The sequence below is a fragment of the Rahnella bonaserana genome, from assembly GCF_019049675.1.
In the GTDB taxonomy this organism is placed as follows: domain Bacteria; phylum Pseudomonadota; class Gammaproteobacteria; order Enterobacterales; family Enterobacteriaceae; genus Rahnella; species Rahnella bonaserana.
This window is the reverse complement of the sequence record NZ_JAFMOW010000062.1, coordinates 212,237-235,578: the sequence shown is the minus strand read 5'-3', so window position 1 is coordinate 235,578 and position 23,342 is coordinate 212,237. Positions and strand designations below refer to the sequence as shown.

The following is a 23,342-nucleotide window of genomic DNA, read 5'->3' as shown; positions in this document are numbered from 1 at the left end:
AACCGGCAGTGAATAAATCAAAAAGTCTTAGAAATCAACGGCGGCTGACAGCACCACATTGCGCGGCTCACCTTCAATGACCCGTAAGTTGCCCGCACTGGAAGAGTAGTATTCTTTGTCGAACAGGTTGTTTACGTTCAGTTTGATCTGAGTACGTTTGCCCAGCAGCTGATTATCCCAGGCGATAAACGCATCCGCCACGGTGTAATCTGGCATAGTGAAGCTGTTTTCCGGATCCCCTGCACGGCTGCCAACATATCGCGCACCGCCTCCCACACGGAAATCTCCCGGTAATATCTGCCAGCGCATCTTATGGCTCAGATAGAGGCTGCCCATATGGGTAGGCGCATTCACTAAACGATTGCCGACGTTTGATGAGTTAACGTTATCTTCGGTAATTTCAGTTTTGTTGTAACTGTAATTAGTCGTGATATTCCAGTCCTGTGCAATTTCACCGTTCAGTTCCAGTTCCGCGCCTGTTGACCGGGCTTTTGGAATGTTGCGGGTAACCCCATTGATATAGACCGACATATCCTCTTCATCAATACGATATACCGCCAGCGTGGCATCCAGTCGCGGCGAAATCTGCCATTTGGTGCCTGCTTCATAGGTTGTGCCCAGCTCAGGCTTGGCCACATTCCCGTCGTCGTCAGTATCCGTGGAAGGGGTGAAAGACTTGCTGTAGTTGGCGTAAAACGACAGGTCATCCGTCATTTTGTAAACCACACCGATCTGAGGCAGGAACTTGTTGTCGGTATCGTCCAGACTTTGTACAGGCGTCACGAAACCTGACGTCTGTTTCTGGTTGTAGTGCTGGTAACGGCCACCGACCACGCCGATCCATTTATCCGTCAGATGGATACTGTCTTTGAGATAAACCGATTTGTTGTAGAGCGTGTTGCGCAGATTACTGTTGCTGTCCGAATAGGTGCTGCTGTTGGTGATGGGCTCAACGCCGTACACCGGATCGTACATATTGAAGGTGCTGAAGGTTTTCCCGCGATAGGAATATTGCTTATAGGTTTCGTTTTTCTCGTAATCGACGCCAATCAGCAGGTCATTCATCATGCCGAATATGTCCTGATTACCTATCCAGTCCCATGACGTGTAGCTGGTCTGATGGTTGAAACCACGGTTAGCATCGGCACGACGGGTGACGGCACCGGTTTCGGTATTCACGGCGGTGGTGCGGACTTCATTGCTGTCGTAGCGGCGCTGCTGCCAGGCGTAGGTCAGACGGGTTTTCCAGTCATCACTGACCTGATATTCCCAGGTCGTGTTGAGTCGTTTGGTTTTGCCCCAGGCATGGTTGGCCAGTTCGTCGAGACGGCGGTTATATGGAATATCCACCGGCTTGCCGTTAATAAACGCCGTACCGCGGTCATAAGGAATGTCGTATTTATATTCCTGATAACTGATATTGAAACTGGCCTTATCGCCATACCAGCTTAAAGAGGGGGCCAGCAGGGTATGCGAATCACTGCCGAAATTACGCCAGTAATCTTCATACTGGCGCTCTGCAATCATACGAAATGCAAAACCGTTACCGAGAGGGCCGGTGACATCCAGGGTGCCCGCGCCACCGCCAAACCCGCCTGTACGTCCACTGACACGGGTATTCCATTCATACTGAGGTTTTTTGCTGATCATGTTGATCACGCCGCCCGGATTTTGGATCCCATAAAGCAGGGAGGCCGATCCTTTCAGCACTTCGATATGATCGATGGTCGAATCAAACCCAAGTCCCTGATTACTGCGCACGCCGTCAATCAGAATCGAGCCGTCGCTGTTGGCACCAAAGCCGCGTTTAACAAAGCCATCTTCCGTACCACCCAGCGTATTTCCCTGCGTCACGCCACTGACAAACTTCATCGCGTCATCCAGCGAGGTGACATCGTAATCCTGAATCATCGATTGCGAGACAACGCTGACTGACTGGGGTGTCTCATTAAGCGGCGTGTCACTTTTACTGGCGGTTGAGCTTTGCGACGCGCTGTAATCGGTCGTATCCAGGCTGTTTGTCTGCCCGTTAACGAGTATCGATTCTTCAGATGCGGGAGTGGACGCAAAGAGTGGTGTGCAGTGGAGAATTGCGAGTGCGAGTACGGATTTTTTTAATCCGCAGACAGTCCTGCGTGGGGCTGTATGAGAAGACATGTGACATTTCCCTGAAAATAAAATCAATAAATGCAAATGATAACGGTTTGCATTTTAATTTACATTTTTACAAAGGGAAGCAAAATCCGAGGTTTTATTACTTACAAAGGATTAACTCCTCCCCGGTGACGGGGAGGAAGAGGCTTATTCAACGGTGGAGTATTTCACATAATGGTTGGAACAGTTGAAGTGCGCCACATAACTCAGCGTGCCATTCGGGCCTTTAGCGCTGAAGGGAATGTTGTAAGTCCCTTTATTTTCTTTCACATCATCGCTGATAAAGTTCAGAACCGGCACGGAAGTGCCCATATTGTCTTTATCATTACCCCAGTTCGGGATGCGGTTTTCCATATAGTCACGGGTCACCGTATCGATAGCGTTGTCTTTGGTTATCTGAGCACATGCGCCTTCAGTTGAACGCTGCATCCACCACGGATACACATAGACGGAACCCAGCATTAAAACCATCAATACGAAAATGACTGAAATGATCCCGATTAAAACGACTTTACTCATAATGCTTGTTACTCCTGAAAATTATCAGTCAAATCATAAGCTGCCCGGATAAAACCCGGTCACGCCCGGGCATGAAAGCGCGTATGTTACGCCACTTAGACTGCATAGGTTAAGTAATATCAGCCTTTCTGTTGCATTCGCTTACAGAACCCACTATCGCAGCGAAGACCTCTGATGTTAGCCTTTTTATATTAATGATTGTTCTCAAAAGGAGTAAGGCATGAGTCAGCAAACTGATTCGCAACAACCTGTCGTCGCAGTGCTGGGTCTGGGTGCAATGGGGCATGCATTTGCCGCGAACCTGATTAAAAAAGGATTCACCACCCGCGTGTGGAACCGTACGTCTTCCCGTGGCGATGATTTAGTGGCCGCTGGCGCGGTGCGCGGACAAACCCCACGTGAAGCAGCACTTGGCGCGGATGTGGTGATCACTATGTTGTCTGACGGGGCAACGTCGCTGGAAGTGTATCAGGGCGATAATGGTCTGCTTGCCGGTCTGAAACAAGGCGGGATTATTGCTCAGATGGGGACGCTGGGTGTGGAAGGCACCGAATCCCTGATTGAACTGATTAAGGCGCAACGTCCGGATGTCGTCTTCTTTGACGCACCGGTTTCCGGCACCAAAGCGCCCGCTGAGCAGGCGCAGATTGTGGTGCTGGCCAGCGGCGATCGCGAAAAAGGCGCTGCCATTGAGCCGGTCTTTGCCGCTATCTCTAAGGCCACTAAATGGCTGGGCGAAGCAGGGCGCGCCTCAAAAATGAAGCTGGTGGTTAATGCCTGGCTGATTGCCATGATGGAAGGGATTGCTGAAAGTTCGCAACTCGCTCAGGAACTGGGTTTCACTACCGATGAACTGTGGAACGTGCTGGAAGGCGGGCCTCTGGCTGCGCCGTATATCAAAGGCAAAATGGAAATGTTCAAAAGCGGCGACTATACCCCGCAGATGCAGCTGACCTGGGCGCTGAAAGATATCAATCTGGCGATTGAAGCGGGCAGTCAGCTCGAACTGCCGGTGATGAAGCGCATCAGTCAGACCTGGCAGGGTGCCGTTGATGGCGGTTATGGCGATCAGGATCTGGCGGTGGTGTATCGTTACCTTGGCAGCAAATCGTCTGACTAAATCCTTCCCCTGGCTCATGGAAGAGCCGATTATTCCTCTATTTTTTCATAACTTCACAATATAAATCAGACCATCTGGCTATTGGTCACCCGTTCTGACGTCGTGCTAGCGTTGAGTTCTGTTCCTGACACTGCGGAGTTCGCGATGAGCCAGACTGTTACTTCTATTCCCCTGATCGACTTCAGCCAGTTTTCGGGTTCACCTGATCAGCGCGAGGCTTTTCTTTCACAGCTGCGCTACGCCGCCCGGGAGATTGGTTTCTTTTATCTGAAAAATCACGGAGTCGATGCGCAGTTGCTTCATGCGGTGCAACGGGTGTCGCGGGAATTCTTTGCATTGCCGGATGAAGACAAACTGTCGGTGGCGATGATCCACTCTTCGCATTTTCGCGGCTATAACCGTGCCGCCTCGAAAATCACCCGTGGTCAGCCGGACTGGCGCGAACAGTTTGATCTCGGTGCAGAACGTCCGAAACTGCCTGTCAGTGAAAAGTCCCCGGCCTGGGCGCGTTTGCAGGGACCCAATCAGTGGCCGGCGGCGCTGCCTGAACTGAGGCCGCTGTTGCTGCACTGGCAGCAGGAAATGACGGCGATGTCATTGCGACTTTTGCGCGCCTTTGCGCTGGCGCTGAGACTGCCGGAAGATGCGTTTGATCCGCTTTACGGCGAAAAACCCAATGAACACATCAAGCTGATCCGTTATCCGGGGCGTTCAGAAAGCAGCGGAAATCAGGGCGTGGGCGCACATAAGGATTCCGGATTTCTCAGCTTTTTACTTCAGGATGAGCAACGCGGATTGCAGGTTGAAGTTGAGGAAAACCAGTGGGTAGAGGCGTTACCGGTGGCTGATACGCTGGTAGTGAATATCGGTGAACTGCTTGAACTGGCGACTAATGGCTATTTGCGCGCTACGGTGCATCGCGTGATTTCGCCACCCGCCGGAGCAGAGCGGTTATCGCTGGCCTTTTTCCTTGGGGCTCAGCTGGACGCTGTGGTGCCGCTGTTTCCGTTGCCCGAGGAACTGGCAAAAGAAGCGCGGGGTGAGGCCAGCGATCCGCTCAATCCGTTATTCCGTGACGTGGGTTTCAATTATCTGAAAGGGCGGCTGCGCTCACATCCCGACGTAGCGCAGCGTTATTATGCGGATATTACAGGCTGATACTCATGCGCTTAGCTTTCAGGTGCCTGTGAAGTATCGACGCTGACGATGGTCGACATGCCCGGCCTGAGTTGATCACTTTGCGGCTGTCCGGGTTCCAGTTCGATACGCACGGCGATCCGTTGCGAAATCTTGGTGAAATTTCCCGTTGCGTTGTCGGCTTTCAGCACGCTGAACTCTGAACCTGCTGCCGGGGCAATCCTCACCACATGTCCCTTAAAAGTATGATCGTTCAGGGCATCGACGGTGAATGACGCCGGTGTGCCGGCCTGCATTCCCGCCAGCTGGCGCTCTTTGAAATTAGCGGTCACCCAGACCATTTTCGGGGTAACCGAGGTTAGCTGCGTGCCGGCGCTGACGTATTGTCCCAGCCGCGCACTGACTTCACCCAGTTGTCCGTCAGAAGGCGCCACAATCTGCGTATGTTGCAGATTAATTTGCGCCACTTCTACCCTGGCCTGAGCGGCTTTGTATGCGGCGGCCAGCGACGCTTTATTGGCATCCACCAGTGCCAGACTTTGACGGGCGATATTGACCGAAGCGCGGGCTTTGGCCACGTTCGCCTGTGCGGTCAGCAATGCTGCATGAAGTTCATCGCCGGTGGTTTTGGAAACCAGGCCTTTCTCCAGCAAAGGGCCGTTACGGCCGGTATCCAGCTTCGCTTTGCTTTGCGTCGCCTGCGCACTCTGCAGTTCCGCTTCAGCCAGTTGCAGGCTGGCAGCGCCCGAAGCCCGGTTTTGCTCGAAGTTCTGCAGCGTTACCTGAGCCTGCGCTGCCGCGGCTTGTGCCTGCAAAAATTCCTGCCGATAGGTGCTGTCATCAATCACAAACAGCAGGTCGCCTTTTTTCACCGGCATAAAATCCTGCACTTTTACATCAGTGATGTAGCCGGAAACCTGCGGACTGAGCAGGGTAACATTGCCGCGAACATAAGCGTTGTCCGTCGATTCGACCTGAGAATTAAACGGAAATAACTGCCAGCTGTATAACACAATCATGACCCCGATAATCCCGAGGCAAAGCACCACAATAATGGATGGATAACGAAATATATTTTTCATCAGTTTTTCCGTTTCACTCTTTTTGATTCATCAGCAAAAGCCCGTTGTTTATGCAACAACCTCAGCGGCTGCGCGTTTTTTTGTCTGGATCCTTCCGACCCAAATATGTGCGCACAGAACGACAAAACAGCCCAGCGACATATAAGAAACCACCATGAAAACATCGTTATAGGCCAGCAAACCGGCCTGCTGTGTGACCTTCTGGCTGAGGAAGGCCAGACCTTCAGCATTGAGCTGGTTTCCATCGTTCAAGACCGGTTTCAGCAGGTGGCTGTATCGCGCAATACGTTCGACTACCAGCGGATTTTGCAAATTGATATGTTCCACCAGCGCGGCTGAGTGAAACTTTTCCCGCAGGATCTGAATGGTACCCAGGAATGCGCTGCCCACCTGCGCACCGACGTTTTGCGTCGAGAGAAAAACCAGCACAAAACTGATGATCTGACTTTGCCCGAACTGCAACGCGCGGATAAAACCGAGCCACAATGAGGTCGGCAGGAAGATGGCACCGGCAAAGGCGATCATGCCCTGCGTCAGGTAAAACTGTTCAGGGCGGGTGTCCACCGTTGAACTGGCATCCATCAGTGAGGCTGTGCCGATCAGTGCAATAGAAAACAGATGGATATAAACAATCCGGTTGGCTTTATGAATGATGCTGACAACAACCAGCCCGGCAAACGTTGCGGCCAGGATCACCAGAAAAAGCGTGACCAGCTGATCGTTAAGCAGGCCAACCAGATTCAGAAAACCCACCATACCGGTGGTTTGCTCTGACAGCAGCATTCGCACGAACAACATGGAGCCGGTAAACAGCAACATCTCCGGCGTCATCAGCCAGCGCAAATCGATGATCGGATTCTTACGTTTCAGCTCAACCATAAAGGAGAGGGTGAGCGCGATAATGCCGACGACCAGCACTTCACCAATCCAGTCTTTTTCCTGCCACCAGTAATAACGGCCCATGGTCAGAACCACTGACATACAGGCCACTGCGGTGGCGATCAGCGGATAGCTTATCCAGTCGGTACGCTCAAATACTTTCACCCGCGGCGGGTGAGTCAGCGGCAAAATCCAGATGATCGCCAGGCAGATAAGCGAAAGACCCGATTCCAGCGTGGTCAGCTGATGCCAGTGACCCAGATCAAGCAGATGCGGAGAAATAATGCGTGATACCGGCAGGGAAATCTGACTTCCCGCCAGACCAAAACATAATCCGGCGGTCAGCTTTTTGGCCGGCGGAAAGATTTCAAACATATAAAACAACGCCAGCGGGCCGAGCGAAGCCATCGCGAAACCCATCACCGCGCGCACGGCCAGCGCGGTCTGGAAATCATGGGTAAAAGTCTGCGCCATAGATGCAACGGCAAAAAACAACAGCCCGTATTCCCCGAAACGGCGGAAACCAAACTGTGTGCGAATTTTATAGAGCAGGATCGTGCCGGTCACGCTGGTCGCCGTGTAAGCCGCCACCAGCCAGTAGCTTTCTACATTGGAAATACCCAGAGAACCCTGAATTCCCGGCAGGTTTGAACTGACCAGATTGATGCCCAGACCCTGCGTCATACCAATGATCAGGGAGGCCAGCGCATAGACCGCAATACGCAGACGCGGATATTGTAAAAGCCAGGTGCTGACCTGAACCGCAAAAGGGTGATGTGTTGATGGCGGAACCGGCGGTGCTGTCTCTGTTTCTGGTGAGGCGGCTTCCGGTGGGGCTGTTTGTGCTGATGCATCCCGTGTTGATAATTCACCGGCATCCTGCCGGACATCTGAATCAGAACGCGTCGTCATCGTTATGCCTTGTAAGTCATTACCCAACTAGTTTGTAGCTTGCTACATAATGTAATAAGACGTGTCATACGTGTCTAGTTCAATTATTCATATCGGTGATATTTACAAATGCAAATAGCGAATAACTAATCAGTAACGCAATTAATTAATCAGAAGGGAGGGAGATAAGGGGTAAAACGCCACTTACTAAAACGCCACTTACAATGCGGCGATATTTGCTGTGATACAGGCGAGAACGCCACGGGCGATATCTACGTTTTCAGGCGGAATGCCTTCCATCACGCTGATAAGAATATCATCGGTCATACTGCGAACCTGATTGGCGAGTTCGGTGCCGGCTTCTGTCAGCCTGATGTCTTTAGAGCGACGGTCGTGTTCACCGGGGCAACGTTCCAGCAGGCCAAGCTCTGCCAGACTGTCGAACAGCCGGATAGCGGTAGGGTGTTCCACTTCCAGCAGCGAAGTGAGTTCGCCCTGTGGCAGGCGGCCATTGGCGGCTTCCAGATGTAATAGCACCTGGCCGCGGGCCAGAGTCAGGCCGATGGTTTTGAAGCGGGCATCACAATAGGTACGCAGCTGGCGACCGATATGGATGGTTTCCGGCAAAAAACGAACGGCGGGTGAAGTTGCTTCCGGGCGGCGGCGTAATGTGGTCACAGGTTCCTCACTGTCGGAGCGTAAGCAGATTTCAGTCGCGTCAGAGTAGCACGATGGGCAACATTTACCAGAAAAGGGAGGTCCCTGTTAACATTTTGAGACAAGTGGAAGCAGGATCTGAGCAAAGTTCTCAAAAAGTATTTATTCTGTCAGCAAGGTCTTTTTCATTATCACTTTCATCCCTCAGACGGAGAATAACGATGCAACCTGTCATCAACATGATCACCCTGGGCGTTAAAGATTTAGCGGCCGCCACCGAGTTTTATCAGCACGGACTTGGCTTTCCCAAAGTGGTTATCGATTCTGACGGCGTCAGTTTCTTCGAATTAGCCGGCGCCTGGTTGTCATTATTCCCGTGGGAAGAGCTGGCGAAGGATGCGCAGGTCAGCGCTGAAGGGCAGGGTTTTCGTGGCATGGCACTGGCACAAACCGTCGCCAGCGAGGCTAAAGTCGACGCCGTATTAGCGCAGGCGGTGAAAGCGGGCGGCAAACTGGTTAAACCCGGCCAAAAAGTTTTCTGGGGCGGATATTCTGGCTATTTCGCCGATCCGGACGGACATCTGTGGGAAATCGCCTATAACCCGTATATGCAGATAGGTCCGCAGGAAGAATGAGTCATCACTCTCCCGGCGCTGACAAATTAGTTACAACATACAGTGTGCTGCTTTTAATAACGGTGACAATCTGTAAGCCATACGAAAACACCGCCATACGGCGGTGTCTGTCATTATTCTTGCCGGAAAAGAGGAGATTATAAACCGCGTTTTTCCATCAACAGAGCCAGATCGACCAGACGGTTTGAGAACCCCCATTCGTTATCATACCAGGCAAGGATCTTCACCAGTTTGCCGCCAATCACCAGCGTTGAAAGCCCGTCGACGATAGAAGAGCGCGGGTCGCCGCGATAATCGCTGGAAACCAAAGGTTCTTCGCTGTAACCCAGAATTCCTTTCAGAGGGCCAGATTCGGACGCCTTACGGAATGCTGCATTGATTTCCTCAACGGTCGCTTCACGTTTCAGATTGACCGTTAAATCAACGATGGAAACCACAGGAACCGGCACACGCAGTGAATAACCTGTCATACGACCATCCAGTTCAGGAATGACTTTACCGATGGCTTTTGCCGCGCCGCTGGAATAGGGGACGATCGATACTGCCGCTGCTCGTGCTCCGCGTAAATCTTTTTCCGGCTGGTCATGTAAAGCCTGGCTATTGGTGTAAGCGTGTGTGGTGTTCATCAGACCATGTTCAATGCCGAATGTCTGATGCAAAACCTGCGCCGCCGGTGCCAGACCGTTAGTGGTGCAGCTACCGTTACTGACAACTTTATGTTTAGCCGGATCATATTGACCATCATTAACACCCATCACTATAGTGATATCGTCGTTTTTGGCCGGGGCAGAAATGATGACGCGTTTAGCACCACCTTTGGTGATGTGAACTTCCGCTTTTTCTTTTTCAGTGAAAAAACCGGTGGCCTCAATGACAATGTCTACGCCCACGCTGCTCCACGGAATAGCCGCAGGATCTCTTTCAGAAAACACGCGGACCGTTTTGCCATCAACCAGTAACTGACCTTCGTCAGCTTTGACATCGGCTTGTAAGGTACCTGAGAGGGAATCATATTTGAGAAGATGAGCGAGGGTTTTACTGTCTGTCAGGTCGTTTATGGCGACAACCTGAAAATCATCGCGACCTAGCGCAGCACGCAATACGTTACGTCCAATCCTGCCGAATCCGTTAATACCAACTTTGACCATGATGAACTCCTTAGTTATCTGACTTACGGTTAATGTAGTCCGAAGGAGGAGTGGCGTAAATGACAACAATAGATCTATTTACGCCAACATGCGCGAGCAAAAACGTTCTCTGTATTCTGTAGGAGTCAGTTGTAAATTTCTCTCAAAGACACGACGCAGATTAAGACCGCCACCAAATCCCGTCGTGACTGCAATTTGCTCTACACCCTGCGTGGTTTGTTCAAGAAGTTGTCTTGCAGCATTGAGGCGAACTTCTTCGACATACTTCGCCGGTGTGATCCCCGTTTCACGGGTGAAGACCCGGGTAAAATTACGCGGGCTCATTGCCACGCGCCCGGCCAGACCTTCAACAGACAAATCGGCAGTAAGATTTTCCGGTAACCAGGCCTGAAGTTCGCGGATAGGGCCTTCGCTGGCCTGATTCAAAAGATAGCGGCTATATTGCGCCTGTCCACCCGGACGGCGCAGAAACATCACCAGATTTTGGGCGACGTTTCTGGCAACGCTGAAGCCGTGATCATCTTCGACCAAAGCCAGGGTCAGATCGAAACCTGAACTGACACCGCCGGATGTCCAGATCTCACCGTCCTGAACGTACATCGGTCCGCGTTCGACTTTAATCTGCGGAAATTTTGCCTGCAGGGTGTCAAGCAGTCGCCAGTGTGTGGTGGCATGGCGGCCATTGAGCAGGCCAGCATGAGCCAGCAACATCGCACCGCCACAAATTGACACCACTCGGCGCGCATGGGGGGCAGCCTGTTTCAGCCAACTGACAACACTTGAGCTTTCCTCTTCAGTCTGACCTTTGCCGGTGATAATAATCGTGTCACGGGGCAATGTCGGGTCGAGATCGCAAAGCCGGTGGTCGGCCAGCAGGTTCAGCCCAGAAATACCATGAACGACGCGGTGCGCCTGCGTGGTGGCCACGGCAACCTGATAAGGCGAATTTTGGGCATTAACAGGCAGCAAATGATTGGCCTGCATAAGGATATCGACGATGCCAGCCGCTTCAAATAACATGCCTCCGTCAGGCACAATAACCAGAATTGTTGTCATGGCAATAAAAATACCTTTTATACAAAATGAGACAGATTCAAGCCTACCACACAAGTACGTTTTACGGCAGTATAAAGCGAAAGCAGGGTGCTGATGCCCAATCTTCTATGTCGGTCACAGGTTTGCGGGTAAAAAAAGCAGATTTATGCATGATCCTGAGGGATGATAACGGTATCTTGTCAGCGCTGAGACTCACTTATTTAAACCGTGGAAATTCATGATTTCTCTACAAAAAAAAACTTTCAGACTCAGTATGGTGATCATGCTGATGATTTTGGCTGGCTGCTCGAGTAAGCCGAAATATAAGAAATACGATACGCATGCCTATGATGACGAAATTGAGGATGCCGCTGACCAGTACAAGGTCGATCGTAAACTCGTTAAGGCTATCATTCAGGTCGAATCAGGTTTTAATCCTGACGCCGTAAGTCCTTCAAACGCCATTGGTTTGATGCAACTTAAAGCCTCAACCAGTGGTTGTGATGCTTATCGGTATAAGGGTAAACGCGGGTGTCCAGACGATAGCGACTTACGCGATCCGGAAACTAATATTGATCTGGGAACGGCATACATCAGTGCATTGCAGCGTCAGCAACTAAACTGGATTAACGATCCGCTGACACGCCGTTATGCAACCGAAGTGGCTTATGCAAATGGTGCAGGCGCATTACTGCGAACATTCTCGGCTAACCGTCAGACCGCAATTCAAATGATCAATCAGCTGACACCGGAAGCGTTTAACTGGCATGTCCGCCAGTATCATCCGGCGCCTCAGGCACCGAGATATATGGCCAAAGTCGAGAAGGCTTATGCAGCTTTATAGCGTTCAGATGTGCTGAAAAATGGGTGCGCTACGTGAAATCTGCAGCATTGTGGTACTGATGGAATTTCAGAATTCACGTAGCGCGATCAGTTTAAATCGTGATTTCTCCGGTCAAAAGGTGGAAATGGATGGTGACGAATCTGTTCAGGGATTTTCCTGTTAATGCACAGGAGGGAAATGAAGAAACGTTCGAGTCGTTATTGATGAAGCCCGATATGCGCATCGAGAGAATTATTTCAACCGGTCAGGCCAGTCCACCAGGATTCTGGTACAGCCAGCCGCAAAGTGAATGGGTCGCAGTGCTTCAGGGCTCGGCAGCTTTGAAATTCGAAAACGAGAAAGAAGTGCGCGTGCTGAATTCCGGTGACTTCATCAATATTCCGGCTTTGTGCAGACATCGTGTGGAATGGACAAGTGCTGACGAGCCAACGATTTGGTTAGCCATTCATTATGCGGAAGAAACGTCGAAGACAGCAGGTGAGGTATGAAAGGCATCGGATATCGAGCAATCGGTGCGTAGCTGATATTCCATTTAACATAATATACATTATGCGCACCGTACATGTTACTCCAAAAGGCTAATGTCGTACGCAACAACTCACAGATGTCGTCTCTGAACTAGTCTTAAATCTCCTCAGGCTTAGCTCAGGATGCAGACTTTATGTTGGTGACTATGACAGATACCGGCTCGGCATCATCCAGCGTGTTCACGACCACACTCTACTGCAGCGTGAAGCTGCTCGCCTTCTTGAACTTACCGTTCGTCAGGTGCAACGTGTTTTACGTCGTTACCGTGAACACGGCGCGGCGTCGGTTATTTCTGCCCGCCGCGGTCGTCCCGGCAATAACCGCATTCCCGAAGATTTACGCTGCGCTGCTTTGCAACTGATCCGGCAACACTACGCGGATTTTGGACCGACGCTGGCCACTGAGAAGCTTCTTGAACGACATGGCATCCCGGTTTCTGTTGAGACAGTCCGCAACCTGTTGCATAGTGCACCACAGCAGCGCACTCCCTGCTGAACAAGTCAAGGTGCTGAATCGTTTGCTGGATGGAGGCGATAACGGATTTGCCGAAGGGATTAGCGCGGGACAGTATCAGAAAGTGGCGAAAGTCAGTAAGGCCACTGCCACCCGACATCTGGCTGATCTCGTCGCACGGGGCTTTCTGACCAAAACCGCAGCGGGCGGACGCAGCAGCCGTTATATAATCAACAACACCTTTTCCCCTTTTATTGGAAACTTTATGAAAAACATCACTTTTTACGGCAGATTTGAAGATGATATTCTTGCCGGCCGCAAAACCATCACCCTGCGCGAAGCCAGTGACGCTAATTTTTCTGCCGGTGATAAGGTGCGTGTCAGCCGATATGAGGATAATGTATTTTTCTGCAATATCGAGGTGATTTCGGTGACGCCAGTGCTGTTCGATGATCTGAATGAAAAACATGCCGTGCAGGAAAATATGACGCTGGAGCAGTTAAAGGACGTCATTAGCGAGATTTATCCGGGGCTGAAAGAACTGTTTATGATTGAGTTCCGCCTCATCTGAGCTCGTTGATGTAATGTTATTTCTGTACATTTAAACAGGCGCGCCGTGAATTAATCAGCGCGCCCTTTTCTTTCCTGAATTCAACCCTGCCAGCGGGAATTGCGGATCACTGAACAGAAATTGCCTTTGATAAAACCGGGCTCTTTGTCGGCAATCACGTCCGCTTTCACATTACCGAACGTCGTCTGTGGCTTGTCTTTTATCCCGTCGTAAAACGCCTGAATGATATCTTCCTTAAAGGCTGGTGTCCGTGGATGCGCACCGACCACGGCGTGACGAACATCGTCTTCATACCCATGATAGTTTATCCCCAAAACGTCCATTTCCACTCCGGCGGTGACCAGCGCAATGACCGGATCCATAAACTGGGGAATCCCCGGCGTAGTGTGCAAGGCAATCGCGGTCCAGACTTTTTCAATATCCTGCGAGCTCACCCCATGCTGATGCATAAACTCTCGGGCTGCATTCGCACCGTCTACCTCAAAACGTTTGTCGCAGCTGCAATGTTCATGGGTCAGCCCCATGTCATGAAACATACAGCCGATGTACAGCAATTCATGGTCTACCTTTAACCCGCGTTGTTGCCCGGCAAGCGCTGCCCAATAATAAACACGACTGGAGTGATGAAACAGTAAATCAGATTCAGTATCACGGACAAGTTCGGTGGCTTCACGGGCCATTTTGCTGTCGGGAATACGGATGCCTCGGATACTCAGACTCATAATATTTCTCCTGTTGGGTTGTATGAAACAAGAATAAACGGCAGGATAAATGTCATCAATCGTCGTAATATGACGATATAAGACAACGCGTCATTCTGTGACAGGAAACCTCTTAATGCCCAAGCAGATCATCATTCTCGCCGTGCCCGGCGTACAGTTGCTCGATGTTTCCGGCCCGCTGGACGTGTTCGCTGAAGCTAATCAGCAGCGCGGTCGTGAAGTTTATAAATTGAGTATTATGGCGACCGGCGATGAGGCGGTGATCACTGCCTCTTCCGGCGCGAGGATCCTGGCTGACCTTTCGCTGAACTCACCTTTGCCCGTGGCGATCGACACATTTCTGGTGGCCGGTGCGCCACAACTCAACGAACATTTAGCCGACGACTCGCTCAAAGAAGGCATCCGCCGGTGGAGTCAGCAGGCAAAACGTTTTGGTTCTGTGTGCAGCGGCGCCCTGCTGCTTGCCTCGGCGGGATTGCTCGATGACCGCCGGGTGACGACCCACTGGTCCGTCGCGGGTAAACTGAGCGAGGAGTATCCGCAGGTAAAGGTCGAAGCTGATGCCATATTTATCGCCGACGGGCCATTACGCACAGCGGCTGGTGTGACGTCCGGACTTGATTTAGCGCTGAATATGGTTGAGGAAGATCTCGGGCGGGAAACCGCGCTGGATGTTGCCGCGCAACTGGTGATGTTCTTTAAACGCCCCGGCGGGCAAATGCAGTTCAGTCGCCACGGACAAGCCTCACTGAGCGGCAGATCAGCGTTGCAGGATATGCAGCGTTGGGTGATGAATTCCCTGAACCATCCGCATAATGTGCAAAGTCTGGCCAAACATATGGGCATCAGTCCGCGCCATCTGACCCGATTATTTAATCAGGAACTCCGGCAGTCGCCAGCGGAATGGCTCGAGCAGCAGCGGGTATTTCATGCCAGGCAACTTCTGGAATCTGGAAAACTGGCTATCAAACAAATCGCCGCAGAATGTGGTTTTTCAGGTGTGGATATCATGCGGCGGGCATTCATCAGACAGCTATCTGTGACACCGTCACAATATCAAAAACACCATGTTCGCTAATAGATTTTTTATAAATCTCTTATGAAATCAGGCTTCTTTCGCCACCTGAGCACGCCGAAAACACGCCGGATGATGGGTATTAATCAGGCCGGTGGCTTCCAGCCAGGCAAACACAATTGTCGGTCCCACAAACTTAAAACCTCGTTTTTTAAGATCCTTCGAAATACGTTCAGAAAGCGCATCTTTAGTGGGAACCGGACCCATGTGCTGAATGGCTTTACCGCCGATTTGTGCCCAAATCCACTCACCAAACTCTTCGCCCGCCTGTTGCATCGCAAGATACGCACGGGCGTTATTAATTACCGCCGTGATTTTGATGCGGGAACGGATAATATCGGCGTTACTCACCAGCCTTTCGATGTCTTCTTCAGTGAATTCAGCCACTTTCTCCGGTTCGAAATGGCAAAATGCCAGTCGCAAGGCATCCCGCTTTTTCAGCACAATTCGCCAGGATAGCCCGGCCTGAAAGCCGTCGAGCATCAGCTTTTCCCACAGTGCTCTGCTGTCGCGCACAGGCTTACCCCATTCATGATCGTGGTAGTCGGTCATCATCGGATCATTTGTACCCCACGGACAACGGATAAGGTCAGTCATAGCGAACTCCAGCAACGGAAACATCCTTTATTCTAACCTGACCGCAATCAGGACGTGGTAAACTTTCATCCCCGCCCTGTTAAGCGACTAAAACTCCGAAACTGATGATTTCCCTGAAGTTCAGGTGTGCACGATTTATCATTATGCCCTACACTGTATGTTGTAACTAACCGGAGGGTTTATGGCGGATTATGATTTAATTGCCCGGATGAATGGCTGTTTTAACGAACTGGAACTGGCGTTGCAGGATCTGGGGCATTTCCTGAGTCAGCTGGAATTATTGCAGGCACGAGTGTTTGCGCTGCCTGAAGTTGTTAAAGGTGAAGAACATAATCCCGCAGACAAAATCATCGTGACACCTCATACCGGCGAAGCCGCGCAACAACTGGCGTTACAGCATTTTCAGCGCCTGTTTATCCATCATAATAACGAGAATGTCAGCAGTAAATCGGCCGTGCGTCTGCCGGGCGTATTGTGTTATGCCGTCGATCCCGCGGAGCATCAGTCCGCCCTGCTTCTGATTGAGGAAGTGAACAAACTTAAAGCCGAGCTGGAACATATTGTGACCGTGGAATCCGGCCTTGCCCGCGAACAGCGTTTCGAGTTTGTGCATACGCATCTTCGCGGTCTGATCACGCTCAACGCCTACCGTTCAGTGACGTATCTGAATGATCCGGATTCCGTGCGTTTTGGCTGGGCAAACAAGCACATTATTAAGAATGTAACCCGTGATGAAGTGCTGGCTCATCTGGAGAAAAGCCTGAATGCCGGGCGCGCTGTTTCGCCTTATACGCGTGAACAATGGATGGAAAATATTAATCGTGAGATGAGCGATGTGAAGCGTCTGCCGGAGCATGCTGCGCTGAAATTTAAACGCCCGGTAAAAGTGCAGCCTATCGCCCGCGTGTGGTATCGCAACAGCCAGAAACAGGTACAACATCCCTGCCCGCTGCCACTGATTGCTTTATGCCTGCGCTCTCCGATGATGCAGGAACCAAAGTTAGGTGAACTGCATGATTACGATGTCACAACGATTAAGCATAAATATAAGCCGCAGTCTCAGCCGCTGAGTCTGCTGATTAAGCGCCTGCATCTGTACACCGACTATCCGCTATAAACGTCAGAGCAACGTCATAAAAAAGGTCCGGTTTCCCGGACCTCATTCCTTTACGTCCAAACAGAAACGTTATGCTTTCATACTGCCAACCATAGCTTCCGGACGCACCCATTCATCAAACTGTTCTTCAGTCAGATAACCGAGCTTCAGGGCAGAACCCTTGAGCGTCAGCCCTTCTTTATGAGCTTTCTTGGCTATTTCAGCCGCTTTGTCATAGCCGATATGCGTATTGAGCGCAGTCACCAGCATCAGCGACTCATTCAGAAGCTGAGTGATCCGGTCACGGTTCGGTTCAATACCGACGGCACAATGTTCGTTAAAACCACGCATTCCGTCGGCCAGCAGACGTACAGATTGCAGGAAGTTATGAATCACCAGCGGACGGAAGACATTCAGCTCGAAGTTACCGGAAGCCCCGCCAATATTTACCGCAACATCGTTACCCAGCACCTGCGCGCACAGCATGGTCATGGCTTCGCACTGCGTCGGGTTCACTTTACCTGGCATGATGGAACTGCCCGGCTCGTTTTCGGGGATAGAAATTTCGCCAATACCACAACGCGGGCCGGAAGATAACCAGCGCACATCGTTGGCGATTTTCATCAGCGAAGCCGCCAGGCCTTTCAGCGCCCCGTGACCATGAACCAGCGCATCGCAGGTGGCCAGCGCTTCGAATTTATTCGGCGACGTCACAAACGGTTGCTTGGTCAGTTCCGCCAACGCTTTCGCCACGCGCACCGCATATTCCGGGTGCGTATTCAGGCCGGTTCCCACCGCGGTACCGCCCAGCGCCAGCTCGGCAATGTGCGGAATGCTGTTTTCAATGTGGGTTAAATTATGGGCCAGCATCGCCACCCAGCCGGAGATTTCCTGACCCAACGTCAGTGGCGTGGCGTCCTGTAAATGCGTGCGGCCAATTTTAACAATATCGCGATACGCATCCGCTTTTGCTGCCAGCGTTTTGTGCAGCACTTTCAGCTCCGGGATCAGCGTCTCACGCAGTTCGATCACCGCGGCAACGTGCATCGCGGTCGGGAACACATCGTTGGAGCTCTGGCTCTTGTTCACGTCATCGTTCGGGTGAACGTTACGCGCTTCGCCCCGCTCGCCGCCGAGAATTTCACTGGCGCGGTTTGCCAGCACTTCGTTCATGTTCATATTGGTTTGGGTGCCGGAGCCGGTCTGCCAGATAGCCAGCGGGAATTCAGCAGGATGTTGGCCAGCAAGGACTTCATCAGCGGCGGCAATAATGGCGTTTCCGCGCTCTGCCGGCAGCAAGCCCAAATCCATATTCACGCTGGCGGCCGCACGTTTGGTCAGAGCCAGCGCGTGGATCAGCGCTTCAGGCATTTTTTCAGAAGATATACGAAAATGCTCCAGGGAACGTTGCGTCTGTGCGCCCCAAAGTTTATCTGCCGGAACATCAATTGGCCCCATTGAGTCTTTTTCAATGCGTGTTGCTGCCATTACTGTCTCCTTAGATGCTTATTACGATGATAAATCAGGTTTTTTTGTAGGTTAAATCAGGAATTTTTGCAGGTGTCAGAATGCCGCTCGCGCTCCCACGCATCCGTTGGCGACGGATTAATTATAGTGGCTTATAAGGCGGACGTATAATTCGATTCGATCTCCATTCCGAAATTACGCGCTCATGGCTCTTTTTGGGGCTCCGCAGTTGTAATGCCTGCTTTGGCATTGTTTACTAGGCGGCAATATTTTCTATTCAGGATGAAGCAATGCAAAAGATGCATAACGGTGTACAGAATTACGCCTGGGGCAGCAAAGACGCGCTGACTAAACTCTACGGAATTACCGACCCGCAAGACCGTCCGATGGCCGAATTATGGATGGGCGCTCACCCTAAAAGCAGTTCTCAGGTTGAGAATGCCAGCGGCCAGACCGTCTCTCTTCGCGACCAAATCAGCGCAGACCTTAACGGTCAATTAGGGACTAAAGTCGCTAAACGCTTTGGCGAGTTGCCATTCCTGTTCAAAGTACTTTGCGCCGATCAGCCACTTTCTATTCAGGTCCATCCAAGCAAAGGTGCCGCTGAAATAGGTTTTGCGAAGGAAAATGCTGCCGGGATCCCTCTGGACGCAGCCGAGCGTAATTATAAAGATCCGAACCACAAGCCTGAGCTGGTTTATGCCCTGACGCCTTTCCAGGCGATGAATGGTTTTCGTGAGTTGCGCGACATTGTGTCTTTACTGCAACCCGTTGCCGGCGCGCATCAGCTGATTGCCAGCTTCCTGAACTTCCCGGATGTTGACCATCTGCGTACCCTGTTTGCCGGCCTTCTGAGCCTCGAAGGTGAAGAAAAATCCCGTGCGCTGGACGTTCTGAAATCCGTGCTTGATGATCAACACGGCGAGCCGTGGGACACCATCCGCAGCATTTCTGAATTTTATCCCGATGACAGCGGTCTGTTCTCTCCGCTGCTGCTGAACGTGATCACCCTGCAACCGGGCGAAGGCATGTTCCTGTACGCCGAAACCCCGCACGCTTATCTGAAAGGCGTGTCTCTGGAAGTGATGGCGAATTCCGATAACGTCCTGCGCGCAGGTCTGACACCAAAATACATCGATATTCCTGAATTACTGGCCAACCTGAAATTCAATGCGAAACCTGCCGCCGAATTGCTGACAACGCCGGTAGTAAAAGGCGCGGAACTCAACTTCCCTATTCCTGTCGAAGATTTTGCATTTTCTATTCACAGCCTTGCAGCAGAACCACAAACGCTGGAGCAGGACAGCGCTGCTATTGTCTTCTGTATTGAAGGCCAGAGCGTTCTGGCAAAAGATGATCAAACCTTGGTGCTCACCCCTGGCGAGTCATGTTTCTTGTCTGCCAGTGAGTCTCCGGTCACAGTCAGCGGTAACGGTCGCATTGCACGGGTGTTCAATACGCTGGTGAAATGATCTGAAACCTAAACAAAATGGGGCTAACTGCCCCATTTTGATGATTTTTTTGCTGATTCAGCTACACTCAGAAGACTAATAACGCCGTAAGGCGTTTTTTATTTTCGGGATATTTCATAAGGATAAACAGAGATATGAAGAAGTCATTAGTCGCTGTAAGCGTCATTGTAGTCATTGGCGCGGCCTGGACAGGCGTCTCCTGGTACACGGGTAAACTGATTGAGCAGCATATGGATGAGCAGGTCGCCAATGCCAACAGCCAGCTGCAAAGCGCTTATCCTAAAGCCGGTCTTAAAGTCAGCTATGAAGATTACCAGCGCGGGCTGTTCAGCAGCAAAATGCGCATCGTTCTGCGTCCTGACGCTGCCGCTGCCACCGCGGGCAGCAGTGTGCTGAAAACTGGTGACGAAATTGCCTTTATCGAAACCATCGACCATGGTCCGTTCCCTGCCGCTCAGTTGAAAAAATTCAATCTGATCCCAAGCATGGCGTCGGTTCATTCAGAGCTGCAAAACACACCGACCGTTAAAGGTCTGTTTGATGTGACCAAAGGAAAATCCCTGGTCACCGTCGACACCCGCGTTTCTTACAGCGGCGCGAGTGCATCAGCCATTGACATCATTCCTGTGACGTACCAGAAAGACGAAAGCCAGCTGGCCTTCTCCGGCGGTACCATCAATGTGGATGTTGATAAAGATCTGACCGCCATGAAGCTTGATGCTAATACCGACAGCATCGCGCTGACGTCTAAAAACCAGTGGGGGCAACTTGAGAAAGTGACTCTGGCCGGTTTTAGCATGGACAGCGATACCCGTCAGGGCAAATTCCAGGTAGGCGTGGGCGATCAAAATCTTACCGTGAAGCAAATCCTGGTAAATGTTGATGGCAAAGACGCCGGTTCTCTCGACAACTTCAAACTGGTGAGCAAATTCTCTGAAAACGGCAATAACATTGGCGGTCAGCAGGATTACACCATCGACGCACTGAAAGTTCAGGGTCAGGATTTCGGTTCTGCAAAACTGACACTGAAGCTGGATAAGCTTGATGGCGCATCCCTGAAACAGTTCGCCGACAACTACAATCAGCAGTCACGTGAGTTGCTGATGAAACAAGGTGAACTGGATCCTGCGGCTTATCAGCAGCAGGCTGCGGATTTACTGCTGGCAAATCTGCCGTTGTTGCTCAAGGGTAATCCGAGCATCAGCATTGCTCCGCTGAGCTGGAAAAACAGCAAAGGCGAAAGCAGCTTTAACCTGCAACTGGATCTGAAAGACCCGGCTGCGACACCGGCGCAAACGCAAGATCAGATGCTGTCTCAGCTGGTAAATAAAGTTGACGCTAAACTGAATATCCCACTGCCAATGGCGACTCAGGTGACCACACAGGTTGCGCAGATCGAAGGTTATAACGCCGACGACGCAGCTAAACTGGCCCAGCAGCAGGTTCAGGGTCTGGCGGCGATGGGTCAGATGTTTAAACTGACCACAGTGAAAGACGACACTATCACCAGCAGCTTCCATTATGCTGACAATCAGATTGACCTGAATGGCCAGAAAATGACGTTGCAGGAATTTGCCGGTCTGTTCGGTATTCTGGGTGGGCCAGCAGCGCCAGCCCCGACGCCTGAGCAGGAATCTCCGGTAGCGCCGGCGCCCGTTCCGGCTCAGTAATCTGTAAAGACAGAGCTCATATTACTGGAACTGATCAAAGCCCGTTGAAAAACGGGCTTTTTTTATGCGTCATAAGCGTACAAACCCCTGCGTTTTATCCGGTAAAAGAGTGATATGATTCACACAATCAATTTTTTACCAAAGGATTTTCAGGCGTGACCACTCCTACTGACCTCCTTCGTCTGCAAGACGTCTCTTTTACACTCAACAATATTCCGCTTCTTGAACCTGTTTCCCTCACCCTCAATCCGGGGGAATTCACATTACTGACCGGCCCTTCTGGCAGCGGTAAAAGCACATTGCTGAAGATCATTGCTTCGTTGCAAACGCCGACCGGCGGAAAGCTTTGGTTTAAAGGCGAAGATATCGCACAGATAAAACCTGAAACCTACCGCCAGCGCGTATCTTACTGTTTCCAGACGCCATCGCTGTTTGGTGAAACGGTATATGACAACCTCGCCCTGCCTTATCAGATCCGCAATAAAAAGCCTGATGATGCGCAACTTCGCGACTGGATGAAACGGGTGAAATTATCTGAGGATATGCTGACCAAGCGCACACAGGAGCTCTCCGGCGGAGAAAAGCAGCGTGTCGCCCTGCTGCGTAATCTGCAATTTATGCCGGACGTACTTTTGCTTGATGAGATCACCAGCGCACTGGATGAAGAAAATAAGATAAACATTAACGAGATCATCGCGGGCCTCGCTAACAAAGAACGGGTCGCCGTATTGTGGGTAAGCCACGATCAGAATGAAATCCGCCACGCGAAACAAGTCGTCACCCTGACCCGTCATTCACAAGGAAGCGCGGCTCATGAATCAGCATAATATTACTAATCAGTCTCTGGCTCTCGCGCTGATCCTGGTGGTCGTCGCCCTGCTGGTCAGCAAAAAAGAAAAACTCGGCCTCGAAAAAGACATTATCTGGAGCGTAGCCCGCGCCGTTGTGCAGTTAGTGATTGTCGGCTATGTGCTCAAATACATTTTCGATATCAATAACAGCCTGTTAACGGTACTGATGGTGCTGTTCATCTGCGTAAATGCCGCACTGAACGCCAAAAAACGCAGCCGCAACATTGATAACGGTTTTATTATTTCGTTTATCGCGATCACGACGGGCACTGCACTGACGCTTTCCATCCTGATCCTGAGCGGTTCGATCGAGTTTCTGCCCATGCAGGTTATTCCGATTTCGGGAATGATTGCCGGTAACGCGATGGTGGCGGTGGGTTTGTGTTACAGCAATCTGAATCAGCGCTTTCTCGACAATCAGCAAAAAATTCTCGAGATGCTGAGTCTGGGAGCGCCGGTAAAAATGGCTTCTGGACGGATTATTCGTGACAGTATTCGTGCGGCGATGATCCCGACGGTCGATGCCGCCAAAACGGTGGGGATTGTGAGTTTACCGGGGATGATGTCAGGGCTGATTTTTGCCGGTATCGATCCGGTGAAAGCGATCAAGTATCAGATTATGGTGACATTTATGCTGCTGGCAACCGCCAGTTTATCGACAATTATTGCCGGTTATCTGTCTTATAAACGTTTCTACAATGACCGTGCGCAGCTGCGCGATCTGAAATCATCGTAATAT

General features: G+C 51.2%; 23 protein-coding genes. 13 read left to right on the top strand and 10 right to left on the bottom strand.

Annotated elements, in window-relative coordinates:
* Positions 1 to 27 precede the first annotated feature (27 nt).
* Complete coding sequence (locus J1778_RS12580; RefSeq protein ID WP_217173451.1) at positions 28 to 2,157, bottom strand: TonB-dependent siderophore receptor; 2,130 nt, start codon at positions 2,155 to 2,157, stop codon at positions 28 to 30.
* Positions 2,158 to 2,301: 144 nt separating this feature from the next.
* Entirely contained in the window at positions 2,302 to 2,673 is a 372-nt protein-coding gene (locus tag J1778_RS12575) for a YebF family protein (RefSeq protein WP_217173450.1), read from the bottom strand.
* Between the two features lie 220 nt (positions 2,674 to 2,893).
* Here J1778_RS12575 and J1778_RS12570 point away from each other — a divergent pair, with 220 nt between their 5' ends.
* Together J1778_RS12570 and J1778_RS12565 are read left to right on the top strand one after the other, a co-directional pair.
* Entirely contained in the window at positions 2,894 to 3,793 is a 900-nt protein-coding gene (locus J1778_RS12570) for an NAD(P)-dependent oxidoreductase (RefSeq protein ID WP_217173449.1), read from the top strand.
* 144 nt (positions 3,794 to 3,937) lie between these two features.
* Positions 3,938 to 4,951 (top strand): isopenicillin N synthase family dioxygenase, encoded by a 1,014-nt coding sequence (locus J1778_RS12565; protein ID WP_217173448.1) that lies wholly within the window; start codon positions 3,938 to 3,940, stop codon positions 4,949 to 4,951.
* A gap of 11 nt (positions 4,952 to 4,962) precedes the next feature.
* Here J1778_RS12565 and J1778_RS12560 read toward each other — a convergent pair whose 3' ends face one another.
* The 3 genes from J1778_RS12560 to J1778_RS12550 form a co-directional block, all read right to left on the bottom strand.
* Complete coding sequence (locus J1778_RS12560) at positions 4,963 to 6,012, bottom strand: HlyD family secretion protein (protein WP_217173447.1); 1,050 nt, start codon at positions 6,010 to 6,012, stop codon at positions 4,963 to 4,965.
* Positions 6,013 to 6,060: 48 nt separating this feature from the next.
* Entirely contained in the window at positions 6,061 to 7,803 is a 1,743-nt protein-coding gene (locus tag J1778_RS12555; RefSeq protein ID WP_217173446.1) for an MFS transporter, read from the bottom strand.
* A 198-nt stretch (positions 7,804 to 8,001) separates the two neighbouring features.
* Positions 8,002 to 8,460, bottom strand: coding sequence for a MarR family winged helix-turn-helix transcriptional regulator (locus J1778_RS12550; RefSeq protein ID WP_217173445.1), 459 nt, complete (start codon positions 8,458 to 8,460; stop codon positions 8,002 to 8,004).
* A gap of 200 nt (positions 8,461 to 8,660) precedes the next feature.
* Between J1778_RS12550 and J1778_RS12545 the strand changes: the two genes are divergently transcribed.
* Positions 8,661 to 9,074: a VOC family protein gene (locus J1778_RS12545; RefSeq protein ID WP_217173444.1), complete on the top strand. Its 414-nt coding sequence runs from the start codon at positions 8,661 to 8,663 to the stop codon at positions 9,072 to 9,074.
* Between the two features lie 137 nt (positions 9,075 to 9,211).
* On the opposite strand, the gene gap is transcribed toward J1778_RS12545, so the two are convergent.
* Both gap and J1778_RS12535 read right to left on the bottom strand, forming a co-directional pair.
* Positions 9,212 to 10,222, bottom strand: a complete 1,011-nt coding sequence (gap, locus tag J1778_RS12540; RefSeq protein ID WP_217173443.1) for a type I glyceraldehyde-3-phosphate dehydrogenase — start codon at positions 10,220 to 10,222, stop codon at positions 9,212 to 9,214.
* 78 nt (positions 10,223 to 10,300) lie between these two features.
* The gene (locus J1778_RS12535; protein ID WP_217173442.1) at positions 10,301 to 11,278 is read right to left on the bottom strand and encodes a GlxA family transcriptional regulator; all 978 of its coding nucleotides are present in this window, start codon (positions 11,276 to 11,278) and stop codon (positions 10,301 to 10,303) included.
* 217 nt (positions 11,279 to 11,495) lie between these two features.
* Between J1778_RS12535 and J1778_RS12530 the strand changes: the two genes are divergently transcribed.
* From J1778_RS12530 to yqfB, 4 genes are all read left to right on the top strand, one after another.
* Positions 11,496 to 12,101, top strand: coding sequence for a transglycosylase SLT domain-containing protein (locus tag J1778_RS12530; RefSeq protein ID WP_217173441.1), 606 nt, complete (start codon positions 11,496 to 11,498; stop codon positions 12,099 to 12,101).
* A gap of 128 nt (positions 12,102 to 12,229) precedes the next feature.
* Positions 12,230 to 12,589, top strand: coding sequence for a cupin domain-containing protein (locus tag J1778_RS12525; RefSeq protein ID WP_217173440.1), 360 nt, complete (start codon positions 12,230 to 12,232; stop codon positions 12,587 to 12,589).
* Between the two features lie 205 nt (positions 12,590 to 12,794).
* Positions 12,795 to 13,124 carry a helix-turn-helix domain-containing protein gene (locus tag J1778_RS24880; protein WP_420804079.1) on the top strand — a complete coding sequence of 110 codons (330 nt, stop codon included), beginning with the start codon at positions 12,795 to 12,797 and terminating at the stop codon, positions 13,122 to 13,124.
* A gap of 223 nt (positions 13,125 to 13,347) precedes the next feature.
* Positions 13,348 to 13,653, top strand: coding sequence for a N(4)-acetylcytidine aminohydrolase (gene yqfB / locus J1778_RS12515; protein ID WP_217173477.1), 306 nt, complete (start codon positions 13,348 to 13,350; stop codon positions 13,651 to 13,653).
* Between the two features lie 80 nt (positions 13,654 to 13,733).
* Here the strand turns inward: yqfB and J1778_RS12510 are convergent, their stop codons facing one another.
* Positions 13,734 to 14,375, bottom strand: coding sequence for an HD domain-containing protein (locus tag J1778_RS12510; RefSeq protein ID WP_217173438.1), 642 nt, complete (start codon positions 14,373 to 14,375; stop codon positions 13,734 to 13,736).
* A 115-nt stretch (positions 14,376 to 14,490) separates the two neighbouring features.
* Here J1778_RS12510 and J1778_RS12505 point away from each other — a divergent pair, with 115 nt between their 5' ends.
* Entirely contained in the window at positions 14,491 to 15,453 is a 963-nt protein-coding gene (locus tag J1778_RS12505; protein WP_217173437.1) for a GlxA family transcriptional regulator, read from the top strand.
* Positions 15,454 to 15,480: 27 nt separating this feature from the next.
* Here J1778_RS12505 and J1778_RS12500 read toward each other — a convergent pair whose 3' ends face one another.
* Complete coding sequence (locus J1778_RS12500; RefSeq protein ID WP_217173436.1) at positions 15,481 to 16,047, bottom strand: DNA-3-methyladenine glycosylase I; 567 nt, start codon at positions 16,045 to 16,047, stop codon at positions 15,481 to 15,483.
* A gap of 181 nt (positions 16,048 to 16,228) precedes the next feature.
* Here J1778_RS12500 and tus point away from each other — a divergent pair, with 181 nt between their 5' ends.
* Positions 16,229 to 17,164, top strand: a complete 936-nt coding sequence (gene tus / locus J1778_RS12495) for a DNA replication terminus site-binding protein (protein WP_217173435.1) — start codon at positions 16,229 to 16,231, stop codon at positions 17,162 to 17,164.
* Positions 17,165 to 17,233: 69 nt separating this feature from the next.
* On the opposite strand, the gene fumC is transcribed toward tus, so the two are convergent.
* A complete protein-coding gene (gene fumC, locus J1778_RS12490) occupies positions 17,234 to 18,631 on the bottom strand; it encodes a class II fumarate hydratase (RefSeq protein WP_217173434.1) in 1,398 nt (465 codons plus the stop codon).
* A 269-nt stretch (positions 18,632 to 18,900) separates the two neighbouring features.
* On the opposite strand from fumC, the gene manA reads away from it, so the two are divergent.
* From manA to fetB, 4 genes are all read left to right on the top strand, one after another.
* Positions 18,901 to 20,082 carry a mannose-6-phosphate isomerase gene (gene manA / locus J1778_RS12485; protein ID WP_217173433.1) on the top strand — a complete coding sequence of 394 codons (1,182 nt, stop codon included), beginning with the start codon at positions 18,901 to 18,903 and terminating at the stop codon, positions 20,080 to 20,082.
* Positions 20,083 to 20,216: 134 nt separating this feature from the next.
* Positions 20,217 to 21,752, top strand: a complete 1,536-nt coding sequence (locus J1778_RS12480) for a YdgA family protein (protein WP_217173432.1) — start codon at positions 20,217 to 20,219, stop codon at positions 21,750 to 21,752.
* A gap of 155 nt (positions 21,753 to 21,907) precedes the next feature.
* Positions 21,908 to 22,579, top strand: a complete 672-nt coding sequence (fetA, locus tag J1778_RS12475; protein WP_217173431.1) for an iron efflux ABC transporter ATP-binding subunit FetA — start codon at positions 21,908 to 21,910, stop codon at positions 22,577 to 22,579.
* Positions 22,566 to 23,339, top strand: a complete 774-nt coding sequence (gene fetB, locus J1778_RS12470; RefSeq protein WP_217173430.1) for an iron efflux ABC transporter permease subunit FetB — start codon at positions 22,566 to 22,568, stop codon at positions 23,337 to 23,339. Before fetA ends, fetB begins: the two co-directional genes overlap by 14 nt.
* Positions 23,340 to 23,342: the final 3 nt, after the last annotated feature.

Excerpts from the sequence above, each read along its gene's own strand:
- J1778_RS12580 (WP_217173451.1), bottom strand. The coding sequence starts at position 2,157 with ATGTCTTCTCATACAGCCCCACGCAGGACTGTCTGCGGATTAAAAAAA.
- J1778_RS12500 (WP_217173436.1), bottom strand. The coding sequence starts at position 16,047 with ATGACTGACCTTATCCGTTGTCCGTGGGGTACAAATGATCCGATGATG.
- gap (WP_217173443.1), bottom strand. The coding sequence starts at position 10,222 with ATGGTCAAAGTTGGTATTAACGGATTCGGCAGGATTGGACGTAACGTA.
- J1778_RS12565 (WP_217173448.1), top strand. The coding sequence starts at position 3,938 with ATGAGCCAGACTGTTACTTCTATTCCCCTGATCGACTTCAGCCAGTTT.
- manA (WP_217173433.1), top strand. The coding sequence starts at position 18,901 with ATGCAAAAGATGCATAACGGTGTACAGAATTACGCCTGGGGCAGCAAA.
- J1778_RS12530 (WP_217173441.1), top strand. The coding sequence starts at position 11,496 with ATGATTTCTCTACAAAAAAAAACTTTCAGACTCAGTATGGTGATCATG.
- tus (WP_217173435.1), top strand. The coding sequence starts at position 16,229 with ATGGCGGATTATGATTTAATTGCCCGGATGAATGGCTGTTTTAACGAA.
- J1778_RS12480 (WP_217173432.1), top strand. The coding sequence starts at position 20,217 with ATGAAGAAGTCATTAGTCGCTGTAAGCGTCATTGTAGTCATTGGCGCG.
- J1778_RS12560 (WP_217173447.1), bottom strand. The coding sequence starts at position 6,012 with ATGAAAAATATATTTCGTTATCCATCCATTATTGTGGTGCTTTGCCTC.
- J1778_RS12510 (WP_217173438.1), bottom strand. The coding sequence starts at position 14,375 with ATGAGTCTGAGTATCCGAGGCATCCGTATTCCCGACAGCAAAATGGCC.
- J1778_RS12535 (WP_217173442.1), bottom strand. The coding sequence starts at position 11,278 with ATGACAACAATTCTGGTTATTGTGCCTGACGGAGGCATGTTATTTGAA.
- fetB (WP_217173430.1), top strand. The coding sequence starts at position 22,566 with ATGAATCAGCATAATATTACTAATCAGTCTCTGGCTCTCGCGCTGATC.
- yqfB (WP_217173477.1), top strand. The coding sequence starts at position 13,348 with ATGAAAAACATCACTTTTTACGGCAGATTTGAAGATGATATTCTTGCC.
- J1778_RS12570 (WP_217173449.1), top strand. The coding sequence starts at position 2,894 with ATGAGTCAGCAAACTGATTCGCAACAACCTGTCGTCGCAGTGCTGGGT.
- J1778_RS12525 (WP_217173440.1), top strand. The coding sequence starts at position 12,230 with ATGGTGACGAATCTGTTCAGGGATTTTCCTGTTAATGCACAGGAGGGA.
- fumC (WP_217173434.1), bottom strand. The coding sequence starts at position 18,631 with ATGGCAGCAACACGCATTGAAAAAGACTCAATGGGGCCAATTGATGTT.
- J1778_RS12555 (WP_217173446.1), bottom strand. The coding sequence starts at position 7,803 with ATGACGACGCGTTCTGATTCAGATGTCCGGCAGGATGCCGGTGAATTA.
- J1778_RS12505 (WP_217173437.1), top strand. The coding sequence starts at position 14,491 with ATGCCCAAGCAGATCATCATTCTCGCCGTGCCCGGCGTACAGTTGCTC.
- J1778_RS12575 (WP_217173450.1), bottom strand. The coding sequence starts at position 2,673 with ATGAGTAAAGTCGTTTTAATCGGGATCATTTCAGTCATTTTCGTATTG.
- J1778_RS12545 (WP_217173444.1), top strand. The coding sequence starts at position 8,661 with ATGCAACCTGTCATCAACATGATCACCCTGGGCGTTAAAGATTTAGCG.